We start from the raw sequence: 13,733 nt of genomic DNA on the forward strand, positions 1-13,733 counted from the left end.
CCTGACCCACCCCCCGGCGCTGGAGGGTCTGGCGGACGCGGAAGCCGCCCACTCCCCGGCGGGTGCCCTCGGCACGGGCCACGCCCTCGTCGCTCTGGTAGCCCAGCTCCTGCACGCGGGCAAGGACCTCGGCGGCCAGTTCCTCGTCGTCGGTGCGTTTCAGGAGGCGGGTCCGCAACTCCGTCTCCGTCAGCGCCCGCCCCGCCAGGGCGCGGAAGGCGTAGGCGAGCAGGTCCTCGCGGGCCTTCTGCCGCTCCTGCGCGCTTCTGTCCTGGCCCGCCGTCACGCCCCTCAGTATGCCGCTTGCGCCCGGTCCCCGGCAGCCGCTAAGATGTTCAGGTTGCCTACCGCCGGTGGGCGATCCTCTTCGGTCAAAGACTGGAGAGGCGCGCCGAGGCTCTCTCTTGAGGAGACCGGGTGCCGTCGCGTTCCCCCGTTCAGCGGCGGGAACCGCCCCGCAAGAGTGGGAGAACAAGGAGAACTTACATGGCCCTTCGTCACAAGTCCGCCCAGAAGCGTCACCGCCAGAGCCTCAAGCGTCGCCTGATCAACCGCAGCCGCAAGAGCACGATCAAGACCTTCACCAAGAAGGCCGTCGTTGCCGCGCAGACGGGCACCGAGGACGCCGCCGAGATGCAGCGCAAGGCCGAGAGCCTGATCGACAAGGCCGCGAAGGGCAGCACCCTCCACAAGAACACCGCCGCCCGCAAGAAGAGCCGCCTCGCCCGCGCCATCAACAAGGCCAACGCCGCCAAGCAGCAGGCGTAAGCGGAAAGCGCGCACAACGAATCAGGGGCCATCTCCGCGTGAGGTGGCCTCTTCGTGTTGGGGAAGCGGTCAAACACCCAACACTCGTTCCCGCGAGGCTATGTCTTTTGCCCCTCCTCCTTGAACGCCTCATGTGCATTGCAGATCGGGCAGTTGAGGTGTTTTTGCCGTCTGGCAGAAAGACGAGCGCCGCGCGTCACCCCCCTCCCCGACCCTCCCCCACCAGGAGGGAGGGAGCAAGGAGCACATCCCACCCGCTTGTCTCCTGATTCACATCTAGCGTTTGAGGGGGGAGGCTGGGAGGGGATCAGCGGGCATCGCCACCCCAGAACTCGGCCCGTCAACCCGCTGTAGCGATCCACTACCCCCGCGTGAAGGTGATGAAGTCCGTGTTCACCGGCTCCCGCCCCGCCTGACGCATCAACAGGGCGATCTGTCCCCGATGGTACGCGCCGTGTGAGAACACGTGCTGGAGGATGTCGCCCACCGAGGTTTGAAAGACCTTCCCGGTGCTGTTCGGGTACGTCACGACCTCTTCAAGTCCCATGTCGGACAGCGCCGACAGGAAGACGCGGTACGCCTCCACGCTCTCCATAAAACGTTCCTCGCAGGTGTTCAGGTCCCAGTCGGGCCAGATGGGCAGGGTGCCCGCGTCCTCGCCACGCAGCCGCCGCAGCCAGACGTGTTCGGCGGCGAGGAGATGGGCGAGCAGGCGCAGGGCCTGGGGCGGGGGGTCTGTCTGGCCTCGCAATGCGTCCAGCACGCGGCGATTGGCCCACGCTACCTGCTCCAGCGAGCGGGTCAGGAGGGTGAGGGCCGTCACCCGCGCTACCGCCCCTCGCGCCGGACTTCCTTGAGGTCCATCGTACCGGAGTAGCGGTCGAACTCCACACTCAGGCGGTAGATGCCCGGCTGGCCGCCGCCCATCAGGCTCAGGGACCACTCGCCCTTCGGGCAGGTCTGCCCGGCGACCTGGGTGCCGCGCGGGTCGAGCAGGCGCAGGGTCGCCTTGCCGCTGCGGACCGAGCAGGTGCCCCGGACGCCCACGCTCTTGCCCTCGTCGTACACCTCGAAGGCGTAGCGGTTCTCGCCCTGCGCGTTGAGCAGGTGCGTGGGGGTCAGAGTCACGTAACCGAAGCGCAGCCCGACCGTGAAATACAGCAGCGCGACGGCAACCGCCAGGGCGACGAACAGGAAGCGCATCGCCGCAGTTTACCCTGCCTTAAGGCAAGCGCGGCCCTATTCGGCCCTCCCGCCTCCTGGGGGTAACGGGGTGACTTTTTCGACGTGGCGTCTCCGGGGACGGAACGGAGTGTCAGCGCCCGAACTCCCGCGCCAGCCACGCCGGGTCGCCCCCCTCGGCGGCGAGGGCCTGCCCGGCGAGGGTGAGGAAGCGGTCACGCGCCGCCTCCGCCTCCTCGCGGGTCAGGCCGTGGGCGGCGGGGTCGGCGAGCAGGGCGCGCAGGAGCGGGAAGACGGGCGTCTCGGGGTGCAGCCTCCCACGTACGGTCACGTCGGCCCGCCACCCCAGCAGGTAGTCGAGCGCGTAGGGACCGGGTTCGAGGACGCAGCCGCCGGGATAGGGGATGCGCCTCGGGGCGGGGAAGGTGACGGCGGCGGTGGGGGAGGTCGTCATGCTCAGAGGATGCGCCCGGGCGGGGCGGGCCGTTGTGAGAATTGCGGAGGACAGAAGGCAGAAAGCAGAAGCCCGACAACAACTGCCCCCGACCTTCCGCACCCTCAGCTCCCACTTCCTCAACCGTTCACGTCACCGGGCGGGGCCTGTCCCGAATACACTCTCCCCCGTCTGGGGGTGCGCCCATCCCCGAAAGCGCCGTCCTTCCGGCCCGTGCCCTATCATGCTTCCAAGATGAGTGAGGCGCTGGTGGGGGCGTACCGGGACGCGCTGCCCGAGTACGAGCGGTTGCGGGACGCGGCGGTGGATCACACGACGCGGCTGCTCGCCGAGGCGGGCCTGAACATCCACCACGTCACGGGCCGCGTGAAACGTCCGTCCAGCCTCGCCGACAAGCTGCGGCGCAAGCCGGGGCGGTACGCCTCGCTCGCGGACGTGACCGATCTCGTGGCCGTGCGGGTGATCACGTACTTCGAGAGCGACGTGGGCGCGGTCGCCCGGCTGATCGAGGACCACCACACGGTGGACTGGGACCACTCCATCGACAAGTCCAAGATGCACGACCCCGACCGCTTCGGGTACATGGGCGTGCATTACGTGGTGACGGCGGGGCCGGAGGTGCCCGAGTTCGCCCCGCTGCTGGGGGCGCTGCCGCAGACGCTGCCGGGGGCACAGCCGGAGGCGCGCTTCGAGGTGCAGATTCGCTCCATCCTCCAGCACGCCTGGGCGGAGATCGAGCACGACCTGGGCTACAAGAACCGCGACGCCGTGCCGCGTGAGGTTCGCCGCCGCTTCTACCGCCTCGCGGGGCTGCTGGAGATGGCCGACGAGGAGTTCATGGCGCTGCACCGGCTCACGCAGGACTACGCCGCCACCCTGCCCGCGCGCATCGAGGCCAATCCCGACGGCGTGCATATCGACGCGCAGAGCGTGACGCACCTCCTCGGCACGTCCCCGGTGCGCGACCTCGACCTCGCGGTGGCGACGGCCCTGCGCGTGCCACTGCTCGAAGGCTGGTCCGACCCCGAGCGCCCGCAGCGGCTCGCCAGCCTGCTGCATTACGTGGGGGTGCATTCGGTCGGCCTGCTGCTCAAGGAGCTGCGGCGGCACGACCCGGAGGTGCGGCGTTTCGCTACGGCGCTCCTGCCCCGGTTGCGCGAGGCATGGACGCCCGCCGGGGGTGCCCGCCCCGGCACGAGCGTCGTCCACTACGCCCTGCTGCGCGCGTGCGCCAACCCGGCCCTCGACCCCCACGAGATCGTCAGCCTGCTCGACCTCGGCGGGGCGCGGAACACCGATCACATGGTCCAGACGGTGCGGGATGTGTACGCCCGCGAGATCGAACACCCCGCCGCCGACTGAAGGGGTAGTTCCCCCGGCGGGGGTGGTCGCAAGTGTGGGCGGCCCTCTGGCCCTCGGGTATTACCCTCCTTCACGGTCGTCACTCAGGAGGTGACATGAAGTTGTTCCGGGTCCCGGCCCTGATAGGTGCGGTCTTTCTCCTCCACTCGTGTTCTCTCCCCTCCAGTCCGGGGATTTCCATCGGCACCATCGATTTCAGAACCGCCGCGTCGATGGGCGAGATCACCGTCGTCGGGGGTGTGGCGATCATCTCGGACTACGTTCCGGGCAGCCTGGTCAGTCAGGTCAAGCACACGCGCTTCCTCGTGGGCGACTCCACGGTGGAAGGAACGGCCAGAGCGGAGCCGCTGGGAACCGTCTCCTTCTGGGAAACGTCGAACTCCTGCCGGGACTTGCCCCAGGGGGTCAACATCCCGGTCTCGTGCGAGATGCTGGGGGCGGACGGCACCGTTTTGAAGACGGCCTCCGGGGTGGTTCCGAGAGTTCGGACCTGCCCCTGAACTCTCCCGCCGCCGACTGAGGGGCGTGCTCACGCCTTCGGGATGATCGAGATGTTGCCGTCCCGCTCCAGAATGGCGTACTTGATCTGGTCGAGGCGTTCCAGCCCCTGCAACATGCGCGCGGCGCTCAGCACGTCGTTCTCGTCCACCTGCGCGCGGTCCATGCGGTCCTTGAGCGGCTGGCCGTTCTCCACGATGAGGACGGGCACGCTGTCGATCAGCCGGTCCAGCGACGGCGAACGCTGCTTCCACAGGGCGAAGGCGATGTCCACCCCCACCAGCGTCAGGATCAGGAGGAGGGCGGCGGTGACGGAGTAGTCCTCGCCGATGAGCGCCTGCTGGGTCGTCTCCGAGATGATGAGCAGCAGCACGAGGTCGAAGGTCGTGATCTGCGACAGCGCCCGCTTGCCCGCGATCCTGAAGATGACGGTGAGCACGAGGTAGATGACGACTCCGCGAATTACGGCGTCCATAGTTCCTCCTTAGAGCGCAGGCTCATGAGTCGGTGAACCTCCCACCTGCTGATCGCTGAGGGCCGACCGCTCCCTACGGATAGACGAACGTGCCGAAACTCAGCGCCGGGCCGTTCACCTGCCCGAGCCGACCACGCAGCAATCCCGCCTCCTGAAATTCGACGCCCAGCCGGACCTCCAGCGTCTCGCCCTGGCCGCGAAACAGGTACTCCGTCCGGTCCGGGCCGTTGCGTATCTGGTCGGGCGGTGGGGCGATGTCCTGCACCCGCACCGCCCGCAAGGTGTCGTTGGCGATCCACAGTCGCCCGGTGCCCTCGGCACTCAGCGGCAGCCCCACCGTCAGGTCGGAGGGCCGGGTCGCGCGTTCGAAGCGGGGGGCGTCCAGCGTCAGGCGGCCCGACGACACGCCCGCCCGCGAGAGCGGTCCCCCACCGAACAGCCCCGCGAGCGCGAGCAGGAGCAGCAGGCCGATCACGCCCCAGCCGACCCGCTCGGCCCGCCACTCCCTCTGCTGGAAGTCGAACTCCCCCTCGATTCGCGCTTTGGTCACACCCCCAAGCTAGGGAGACGGACGGGGAAGGTGGGCGGTGGGAGACTAAGCTTGAGTTTAGACCCGCCTAGCCCCGCCGCGTCCGGTACCGCCGAATCAGCGCGTTCGTGCTGGAGTCGTGCCCCAACTCCGGCTCCCCATCCGCCTGAAGCTCAGGCACGATCTTCCCGGCGAGGACCTTGCCGAGTTCGACGCCCCACTGATCGAAGGAATTGATGTTCCAGATCGCGCCCTGCACGAAGACCTTGTGCTCGTAGAGGGCGATGAGGGCACCGAGGATGCGCGGCGTCAGGCGGTCGGCGAGCAGCGTGTTCGTGGGGCGGTTGCCCTCGAAGACGCGGTGCGGCGCGAGGTCCGGCGAGACACCCTCCGACTGCACCTCCTCCAGCGTCTTGCCAAAGGCCAGCGCCTCCGTCTGCGCGAAGACGTTCGCCATCAACAGGTCGTGGTGCGGCGGGAGGGGATTGAGCGTCTGGCAGAAGCCGATGAAGTCGCAGGGAATCAGGCTGGTCCCCTGGTGGATGAGCTGATAGAAAGCGTGCTGTCCGTTCGTGCCGGGTTGGCCCCACACGACGGGACCCGTCTGGTAGTCCACCTCGCGCCCGTCCAGCGTGACGTGCTTGCCGTTGCTCTCCATGTCGAGCTGCTGGAGGTAGGCCGGGAAATACTGGAGGTACTGGTCGTAAGGTAAGACGGCATGCGTCTGTGCATCGAAAAAGTCCCGATACCACACGCCGAGCAGGCCGAGCAGAACGGGCAGGTTCCCCTCCAGCGGCGCGGTGCGGAAGTGCTCGTCCATCTCGTGCAGCCCGGCCAGGAACTCGCGGAACCCGTCCGACCCGATGGCGAGCATGAGGCTCAGGCCGATGGCGCTGCCCACGCTGTAGCGGCCCCCCACCCAGTCCCAGAAGCCGAACATGTTCTCGGTGTCGATGCCGAACCCCGACACACCCGCCGCGTTCGTGCTGACCGCCACGAAATGCCGCGCGACCGCCGCCTCGTCCCCCAGCGCCGCGAGGAGCCACGTCCGCGCACTCGTCGCGTTCGCCATCGTCTCCTGGGTGGTGAAGGTCTTGCTGGACACGATGAACAGGGTTTCCGCCAGGTCGAGGTCGCGCACCTTCTCGGAGAGGTCGGTGCCGTCCACGTTGGACACGAAGCGCAGGGTGAGGTCACGCCGCGAGTAGAACCGCAGCGCCTCGTAGGCCATCACCGGGCCGAGGTCCGAGCCGCCGATGCCGATGTTGACGATGTTGCGGATGGGCTGCCCCGTGAAGCCCAGCCACTCGCCCGCACGCACCCGGTCGGCGAAGGCGGCCATGCGGTCGAGAACCTCGTGAATGTCGGGGACGACGTTCTGGCCGTCCACCCGCACCTCGGTGTCCCTCGGGGCGCGAAGGGCCGTGTGAAGGACCGCCCGGTTCTCGGTCACGTTGATGCGCTCGCCCGCGAACATGGCGTCCCGCCGCGCCTCCACGCCCGTCTCCCGCGCGAGGTTCAGGAGCAGGCCCAGCGTCTCGTCCGTCACCCGATTCTTGGAGTAGTCGAGATACAACCCCGCGCCCTCGGCCATGAGGCGCTCGCCCCGCCCCCCATCGGCGGCGAACAACTCGCGCAGGTGCAGGCCGCGCACCAGGTCGGCGTGGGCCTGAAGCGCCTTCCAGGCCGGGAGTTGCGTCAGGGAGCTGGCGGCGGGGGAAGTCATGGGCCGAGCATACCAATGGCGGTGAGCCTTCAGCTCTCAGCTCTCAGCTCTCAGCGGGACGAGGGATGCGCGGTGGGCTGATGGACGACTACGGCACTTCCTCAACTTGCAACGCCCCACTCACCCTCACCCGGCTTCCCACTCAAGACTCTTGATGTGCAAGAGAAAGTGAGCGCTCTAGACGTGTCCTATTCTCCCTCCCTCCTTGTGGGGGAGGGTCGGGGAGGGGGGTGACGAGCAACGCTCGTCCTTACAACTGCCCAAGAGCAAACCGAGAAAGCCCGAGCCTCAGCCCTTCCCCTCGCTGGCGGCTGGAGGCTGGCCGCTGGCCGCCCCTCCCCCCACCTCGGCGGGACTGACCCCCGGAGCGAGAACGCCGTGAGTGAGCAGGCTGAAGCGGTCCTGCCAGTCACGCAAGACCTCGCGCTGGTCGCGGTGCCCACCGTGCAGCAGGGCGAGGAGGCAGGCGTCCACGAGGAGGGCGCTGAGCAGGTGCGTGTTCACCCCGTCGCGGAGCGCCCCCCGCTCGCGCATGGCGATGAGGACGGGTTCGACGAGCGCCACGAGCGTCAGCGCGGTGCGGACGCCCTCGCCGGGTTCCTCCGCCCGCCGTGCCCCGAGGACCGCGTGCCCGACCGCCCCGACGAGGTGGCGGTAGCGCACGCCGAGGTCGGCCATCCGCCCGGTGACGTGCGCCCACACGGCCTGCGGGGCCGCGCCCGCCTGGAGCCTGCTCAACGCCTCGTCGCGGGTGTCGCCCACCGTGCGCTCGAAGTGCGCGAGGAGCATATGGACCTTGCTGGGGTAGTAGCGGTAGAGGTTGGTGCGGCTCACGAAGGCGGCGCGGGCGATGTCCTGCGCGCTCGTGGCGTCCAGCCCGCTGCGGGCGAACAGCTCGAACGCCGCGCGGGCGATACGTTCCCGCCGCGCGTCGTCCTGTTCGGCCCGGTCCACCTTCATGGCCCCAGAGTAATGCCCGGCCCCCCCACGTCCCAGTCCCCAAGCTTACGGTTGCGCTCAGACGGACGGCGGGACACCCACCGATGCCTGAGCCTCAGCTCTCCGCCGCCGCCGGCTGGAAGTTGGCCTCCAGCGGCCTCATCCTTGATCTTCCCACCCTACACCCCCTCATGAAGACCCGCTGTGCGCCTTTCGCCTGACACGGGGCAGACGGGGCGCATAGAGTGGATTCCCGGAGCCACCACATTCCTCCGGGACACCACAGGGAGGAAGACGTGCATATCTACCAGCTCTCAGGCCGGAACATGGACGTGACCGACGCGCTGCGCGATTACGTCGAGGAAAAGCTCACGCGCCTGGACCGCTTCAGCGACCAGATCACCGAGGCGCGCGTGACCCTCACCGTGCGGGACGTGCGCGACGCCGCCCGGCGCAACCGCGTCGAGGTGCAGCTCAACGTTCCCCACGGCATCGTCCGCGCCGAGGAGCACCACGCCGACATGTACGCCGCCATCGACCGCGCCTCGGACGTGCTGGAGCGCCAGCTCCGCAAGTTCAAGACGCGGTACATGCGTCACCGTCAGGTCGCCGCCCCCGAACCCGAACCCGGCCTCGCCGAGCAGGACGTGGGGGTGGACGACGATATAGACGACGTGCCCGCCGAGATCGTCCGCCAGAAGCGCGTCGATCTGCGCCCGATGAGTCCCGAGGACGCCGTGGCGCAGATGGAGGCCCTGGGGCACGACTTCTACGTTTTCAAGAATATGGCGACGGACGGCTGCGCGGTCGTGTATCGGCGGCGGGACGGGCACTACGGGTTGATCGAGCCGAATTAGGGACGGGGCGCGGGGTCGCCGGGGGGAGGGACGACCGCTTGTCCCTCCCCCTCTCATGTTGTCTTCACCCCCGAAAACGTGAGGCAGTCCGCATCTGCTAGGCTGTGGCGTTCATGATCGCGCACGTGGTCAATCCCGGTTCCAGCAGCGTGAAGCTCGCGTGCGCGACCGTTCTGCCGGGCGACAACCCCGCGCTGCCCGGCCAGCTCCGGGTAAGCCTGACCCGCGCGGAGGTGCCGCTCTCCGGCCCGCCCGGCGAGGAGGACGTGGGAGCGCTGGCGGAAGCCGTGTTGGCCGCGACCGCCGACTGGCCCACGCCCGACGCGCTCGTGGCGCGTGGCGGGTGGCTGGGGCAGGTTCCGGCGGGCACGTACCGGGTGACGCCGGAGCTGGCGAGGTTCGCTGCCTCCGCCGGACACGACGCGGCGGGGCTGGGGGGGGCGCTCGCCCTCGCGGTGGCCGGGGTGCGGGGGGTGCCCGCCTTCGTGGTGGACCCCCAGAGTGTGAACGACCTGCTGCCGGAGGCGCGCGTGACGGGGCTGGCGGGCGTGACGCGCGAGGCCCGCTTCCACGCCCTGAACGCCCGTGTGGTGGCCCGCCGCGCCGCGCACGAGGTCGGTAAGCGGCTTCAGGATGCCCGCGTGGTCGTCGCCCACCTGGGAGCCACGACGAGCGTGACGGCCTTCGACGGAGGCCGGGCCGTGGACACGACGGGCACGGGTCCCGACGGCGGGCCGCTGGGGGCGCTCCAGGCCGGACCGCTCCCCGCCATGACGCTGCTGCGGCTGGCGCGGGACCTCCCGGAGGCCGAGGTGCGCCGTCTGCTCGCCGCCGAGAGCGGCTTTCTCGCGCTGACGGGCACGGCGAACCTGCGCGAGCTGGAGGCACGCGAGGCCACCGACCCCACAGTTCAGGCTGCAACTGCCGCCTTCGTGCATCAGGCGTGCAAGGCCATCGGCGAGCAGTGCGGGGCGCTGCCCGCCCGCCCCGACGCGCTGGCCCTGACCGGGGGCGTCGCCCGCTGGGACTCCCTCGTGGACCGCATCGAGCGCCGGATCGCGTGGATCGCGCCCGTGATCGTCATCCCCGGCGAGCTGGAGCTGGAGGCCCTCGCGGAGGGAGCGGGCCGCGTCCTGCTCGGTCTTGAGGCACCCCGCGAGTGGACGCCGCCCGTGCCCGTCCCTACCGCCGGGAGCGTCTAGCATGGCCCGCCGTCGCCCGACCCGCCCCAGCCCCGAACCCATCCGGGCGACGAGCATGTGGCGGGTGGATCAGGTCTTCCTGTCGCGCCGGGGCCAGCGCATAGAGGTGATCTGCTCGCTCGTGAACGACCGGGGCGGGCTGCGGAACCTCAGCGTGGTCGCCCCCACCGAGGACCCCTCGGAGGCCATGCGCCACGCCGCCCGCTTCGTCGCGGGCCGGGGCAACGTGAGCGGTGCCCGGCAGGCCCGCGTCCGCTGGGCGCGCGAGCAGACCACGACGCTGCAAGACGAACTCATCCGCGACCGGACATTGGAGGACGACTTTCAGGACGCCTTCGAGGACACATTGGCCGAGGTGCGGGACCGGATGAGGTAGGGGCGGCCAGCCGCCAGCTTCCAGCGGCCAGCGTCGTCGGGGAGGGGATTCGGGGCTTCTCCAACTCTTGCGTGGGCAGGAGGCGACGTGACGCATACCTTCGCGGAGATGGGAGAGCCGTCGCTTCAGCAGAAGAGGAGTCGGTTTGTCGGGCTATTTTCAGGGAACGCCTGATGTGCATCGCAAATCGGGGAGTTGAGACGTTTTCGCTGTCCAGCAGGAGGACGAGCGGTAGTCGTCACCCCCCTCCCCGGCCCTCTGCAAGCAGCTCTCGGAGTCCCCCACAAGGAGGGAGGGAGCAAAAAGCACATCCAGAACGCTCGCTTTCTCTTGCACATCAGGCGTTCAGGGAGGAGGCGCAAGAGAACAGGCCCTCCAAGCCTTCGGGGCACGCGGTCAGACCAGAGCGGCGTTCTTCTCCGCCCATGCGCCCGGAGATGCGCCGGGACGCCTGTTGTTCTTGAGTGATGACGGGTGCCCGGACTCCCTCAGCGCCCCGCCTCCAGCACCCGCCGCGCCCGTTCCGGCAGGAGCGTCCGGTCCGCCTTCGTCAAGACACTCCGGGGCTTGCGGTGGGCGAGGGCAAGATAGATGTCCGCCTGCTGGGCCAGGAACTCGCGGTAATTGCCCTCTCCCCCGCCGCGCACGCACTCCAGCGCGAGGAGGCCGAGCTGGTCCTCCAGCGTCTCCAGCGCGAGGAAACGGGCGGCGTTCGTGCCGCTGTCGCCCAGGATGGCAGGCAGCATGGGCAGACGTTCGGGCGCGCGCGTCAGGGCGCGGGCGGCCCGCCTCACGTTGGGGTCCTCCAGCGTCAGCGCGCAGGCGCGGCACGGCTGCTCGCGGCTCGCCTCGCCGCACACCGGGCAGGGACGCCAGCCCTGTTCCTCCCGCCACTTGCGGGCGCGGGTGATCGCCTCGGCGGCCCTGAGAGCGACCTCTTTCAACTCGCCCTCCACGTTCCGCACGAGGGACTGTGCGCGGGCGCGGTCGGGAGCAGGCAGGGGCGCGGCGCGGGGAGCCAGGGCCGGGGCGCGCACCGTGCCCACCGTGAAGCGAATCTCGTTCACGCCCCCCTCGCCCAGCAGGGCGTTGAGGCTCTTCAGGAAGTGGTGGCGTTGCAACGTGAGATGGTGGGCGGTGGCGCTGTCCCGCACCTCCACGAAGAGGGTGCCTCCCTGCTGGGAGCGGGGCCGGGTCATCCGCGCTATTTCCGGGCCGACCGCCTGAGGCCACAGGATGATGGCCCGCGCCCGCCCCACCCCCCGCGCCAGCCGGGCCGTGCCCAGCGTCGCGCCCATCAGGTCGCCGAGGCTGCGGGTGTTCCCCGTGCGGCGCGATCCCTTCCCCTTCATGCTCATGCCCCGGCCTCCACACGGTCGGCGGCCCAGTCCTCATCGGCCCGGTCGTCCTCCTGGTCGTCGTCTTCCCCCTGCGGGGTGAAGCGGCCCGCGTGCGCCCACAGCGTCAGACTCACGCCGGGCACGCGCTCGGTGCCCGTCACGAGGGCCTGGGGCACGCTCGCGGCGAGGTCGAGGAGAAACGAGCGCCGCCCCGGATCGAGTTCCGCCGTGAAGTCGTCGATCAGGAGCACCGGCTTCTCCCCGAAGCGTTCGGCCAGGAGTTCGAGTTCGGCCCGCCGCAGGGCGAGCGCGACCGTGCGGCCCTCACCCCGGCTGGCGTACTCGGAGGCCGGGAACTCCCCCAGCGTCAGCGTCAGGTCGTCGCGGTGCGGCCCGGTGACGGTGGCCCCGCGTGCCAGTTCCTCCGCCCGGCGCGCGGCGAGGTCGCCCACGTAGGTCTCGGGCGTGGTGGATTCGGTCAGGGTGAGGGTCAGCGCCTTGCGGCTCCCCAGCCCCGCGTTCGCCTCCCGCGCGAGTTCGTCGAGCCGGGTCAGGGCGCGGCGGCGAAAGAGCATGATCTCGGTGCCGAGCTTGACCAGCACATCGTCCCAGACGTGCAGCGACCAGTCCTCCCCGGCCTTGAGCGCCGCGTTGCGTTGCGAAACGGTGCGCTCGTAGCGGGCGAGTTGCCCGGCATAGCGGGCGCTGAGGCGCGAGAGCAGCGCGTCGAGGTAGGCGCGGCGGCCAGCGGGCGGGCCGAAGACGAGTTCGCTGTCCTCGGGGCGAATCCACACCGCACTCCCGCGCGGCAGGTCGCCCGTCCGCACCCGCACCCCGTCCACCTTGAGCTGCCGCCGCCCGCGCCCCAGCCCGACCTCCTGAATGCTCAGGCTGCCGCCCTGCTGCACGTCGGCGCGCACGTAGGCCTCCTTCTCCCCCGACTGCACGAGCTGCTCGAGCCGCGTCACGTCCGTCAACCCGGTCAGGGCGAGGTAGGCGGCCTCCAGCAGATTCGTCTTGCCCGCCCCGTTCTCCCCGAACACGCCCGTCACGCCCGCCGGAAAACTCAGCGTGCCCGGCGCGAGGTTCCGGTAGTTCAGGGTGGAGAGGGACGCGAGATGCACACCGGGCATTCTAGCGAGGGGGGCGGGGGGAAGGGGTGACGGGGACGCAGTTGATGAGGTGCGTGGACGACGGCTCCTCCCCGCCCGCGTTCTATGCTTGGCCGCATGACCCGCGCCCCCGACCGCGACCAGCTCCTCGTCCTCACGCCGCACCCGTCCGGGGCGATTCCCGCCGACGTGCTGCGCGACATGCTGGGCGAGGACGTGTTCGATGAGGACAAGCGGGCCGCCTTCCTGCGGCGGGTCTTCCTGGAGGGGGACCCCTACACCGACCTGATCTACGCGGTGCCGGGCGCGCGCTCCTTGCAAGCCCCGTGGAGCCGCTTCGTGGTAGACCTCAACCGCGACCGGGACGACGTGGTGGACAACGGCGTCGTGAAGATGATGGACTTCGACCGCCACCCCCTGTACCCCGAGGGCTTTGCCCTGACCTCGGAGGCGCGGGAGGCCCGGCTGCGCCGCTTCTGGGACACCTTCGACGCGGGGGTGAGCGCGGAACTCGCGGGCGCGCGGCTGATGATCGTGGGGCATTCGATGGCCTCACACGGCCCGGTACTTGGCCCCGACACGGGCACGCCCCGCCCCGCGCTGACGCTGATGCTGGGCACGGATGCCGAGCCGACCTTTCCCCGTGACCGCTGGGACGCCCTGCAAGCCGCCTGTGAGGAAGCTTTCGCCCCCGTATTGACGGGCGACCTGACCCGCGTGGCGGTGGGCGACCCGTGGACGACGGACACCTTGAGCCGCAGCCACCACGCGCGCACGGGCATTCCCGCCTTCGGCATCGAGATCAACGTGGCGCTGTACTACGGCGAGTGGGGCGTGGTGCGCGAGGGGGCGCTGAAGGAGTTAAACGCGGCCTTCGGGCGATTCGCGGACGCGGCGCTGGGGCTGGTGTAGG

17 protein-coding genes (1 of these 17 cut by a window edge) are annotated in these 13,733 nt (G+C 69.9%); 7 read left to right on the top strand and 10 right to left on the bottom strand.

All coding sequences use genetic code 11. The features are described 5' to 3' along the window. Window positions 1–286 carry the 5' portion of a regulatory protein RecX gene (locus tag V3W47_RS06990; RefSeq protein ID WP_331824476.1) on the bottom strand. Its footprint begins 248 nt before the window's first position, so 286 of the gene's 534 nt are visible here — the first part of the coding sequence; it begins with the start codon at window positions 284–286; its stop codon lies off the left edge, out of view. Window positions 287–486: 200 nt separating this feature from the next. Here V3W47_RS06990 and rpsT point away from each other — a divergent pair, with 200 nt between their 5' ends. Continuing rightward, a complete protein-coding gene (gene rpsT / locus V3W47_RS06995) occupies window positions 487–768 on the top strand; it encodes a 30S ribosomal protein S20 (protein WP_331824477.1) in 282 nt (93 codons plus the stop codon). 361 nt (window positions 769–1,129) lie between these two features. On the opposite strand, the gene V3W47_RS07000 is transcribed toward rpsT, so the two are convergent. The 3 genes from V3W47_RS07000 to V3W47_RS07010 all read right to left on the bottom strand — a co-directional run bounded on the left by V3W47_RS07000 (window position 1,130) and on the right by V3W47_RS07010 (window position 2,404). Then, the gene (locus tag V3W47_RS07000) at window positions 1,130–1,591 is read right to left on the bottom strand and encodes a DinB family protein (RefSeq protein ID WP_331824478.1); all 462 of its coding nucleotides are present in this window, start codon (window positions 1,589–1,591) and stop codon (window positions 1,130–1,132) included. 5 nt (window positions 1,592–1,596) lie between these two features. After that, window positions 1,597–1,971, bottom strand: coding sequence for a hypothetical protein (locus tag V3W47_RS07005; protein ID WP_331824479.1), 375 nt, complete (start codon window positions 1,969–1,971; stop codon window positions 1,597–1,599). A gap of 112 nt (window positions 1,972–2,083) precedes the next feature. Then, entirely contained in the window at window positions 2,084–2,404 is a 321-nt protein-coding gene (locus V3W47_RS07010; protein ID WP_331824480.1) for a hypothetical protein, read from the bottom strand. A 234-nt stretch (window positions 2,405–2,638) separates the two neighbouring features. On the opposite strand from V3W47_RS07010, the gene V3W47_RS07015 reads away from it, so the two are divergent. Both V3W47_RS07015 and V3W47_RS07020 read left to right on the top strand, forming a co-directional pair. Next, complete coding sequence (locus V3W47_RS07015) at window positions 2,639–3,766, top strand: GTP pyrophosphokinase (RefSeq protein WP_331824481.1); 1,128 nt, start codon at window positions 2,639–2,641, stop codon at window positions 3,764–3,766. Window positions 3,767–3,861: 95 nt separating this feature from the next. Next, window positions 3,862–4,266, top strand: a complete 405-nt coding sequence (locus V3W47_RS07020) for a hypothetical protein (protein WP_331824482.1) — start codon at window positions 3,862–3,864, stop codon at window positions 4,264–4,266. Window positions 4,267–4,295: 29 nt separating this feature from the next. Here V3W47_RS07020 and V3W47_RS07025 read toward each other — a convergent pair whose 3' ends face one another. From V3W47_RS07025 to V3W47_RS07040, 4 genes are all read right to left on the bottom strand, one after another. Beyond that, entirely contained in the window at window positions 4,296–4,739 is a 444-nt protein-coding gene (locus V3W47_RS07025) for a DUF421 domain-containing protein (RefSeq protein WP_331824483.1), read from the bottom strand. Window positions 4,740–4,812: 73 nt separating this feature from the next. Then, window positions 4,813–5,289, bottom strand: a complete 477-nt coding sequence (locus tag V3W47_RS07030; RefSeq protein ID WP_331824484.1) for a hypothetical protein — start codon at window positions 5,287–5,289, stop codon at window positions 4,813–4,815. 67 nt (window positions 5,290–5,356) lie between these two features. Beyond that, the gene (pgi, locus tag V3W47_RS07035; RefSeq protein ID WP_331824485.1) at window positions 5,357–6,994 is read right to left on the bottom strand and encodes a glucose-6-phosphate isomerase; all 1,638 of its coding nucleotides are present in this window, start codon (window positions 6,992–6,994) and stop codon (window positions 5,357–5,359) included. Between the two features lie 288 nt (window positions 6,995–7,282). Beyond that, window positions 7,283–7,954 (bottom strand): TetR/AcrR family transcriptional regulator, encoded by a 672-nt coding sequence (locus tag V3W47_RS07040; protein ID WP_331824486.1) that lies wholly within the window; start codon window positions 7,952–7,954, stop codon window positions 7,283–7,285. A gap of 275 nt (window positions 7,955–8,229) precedes the next feature. Here V3W47_RS07040 and hpf point away from each other — a divergent pair, with 275 nt between their 5' ends. From hpf to V3W47_RS07055, 3 genes are all read left to right on the top strand, one after another. Beyond that, window positions 8,230–8,790, top strand: a complete 561-nt coding sequence (hpf, locus tag V3W47_RS07045; protein ID WP_331824487.1) for a ribosome hibernation-promoting factor, HPF/YfiA family — start codon at window positions 8,230–8,232, stop codon at window positions 8,788–8,790. 113 nt (window positions 8,791–8,903) lie between these two features. After that, entirely contained in the window at window positions 8,904–9,992 is a 1,089-nt protein-coding gene (locus V3W47_RS07050) for a butyrate kinase (protein WP_331824488.1), read from the top strand. A gap of 1 nt (window position 9,993) precedes the next feature. Next, window positions 9,994–10,368 carry a hypothetical protein gene (locus V3W47_RS07055; RefSeq protein ID WP_331824489.1) on the top strand — a complete coding sequence of 125 codons (375 nt, stop codon included), beginning with the start codon at window positions 9,994–9,996 and terminating at the stop codon, window positions 10,366–10,368. A 488-nt stretch (window positions 10,369–10,856) separates the two neighbouring features. On the opposite strand, the gene V3W47_RS07060 is transcribed toward V3W47_RS07055, so the two are convergent. Together V3W47_RS07060 and recF are read right to left on the bottom strand one after the other, a co-directional pair. Then, the gene (locus tag V3W47_RS07060) at window positions 10,857–11,726 is read right to left on the bottom strand and encodes a DciA family protein (RefSeq protein WP_331824490.1); all 870 of its coding nucleotides are present in this window, start codon (window positions 11,724–11,726) and stop codon (window positions 10,857–10,859) included. After that, the gene (gene recF, locus V3W47_RS07065) at window positions 11,723–12,841 is read right to left on the bottom strand and encodes a DNA replication/repair protein RecF (RefSeq protein ID WP_331824491.1); all 1,119 of its coding nucleotides are present in this window, start codon (window positions 12,839–12,841) and stop codon (window positions 11,723–11,725) included. The genes V3W47_RS07060 and recF overlap by 4 nt, the downstream gene beginning before the upstream one ends. Before the next feature lie 96 nt (window positions 12,842–12,937). On the opposite strand from recF, the gene V3W47_RS07070 reads away from it, so the two are divergent. After that, window positions 12,938–13,732 carry an N-formylglutamate amidohydrolase gene (locus V3W47_RS07070; RefSeq protein ID WP_331824492.1) on the top strand — a complete coding sequence of 265 codons (795 nt, stop codon included), beginning with the start codon at window positions 12,938–12,940 and terminating at the stop codon, window positions 13,730–13,732. Window position 13,733 lies beyond the last annotated feature (1 nt).

This window comes from Deinococcus sp. YIM 134068 (genome assembly GCF_036543075.1).
GTDB lineage: Bacteria > Deinococcota > Deinococci > Deinococcales > Deinococcaceae > Deinococcus > Deinococcus lichenicola.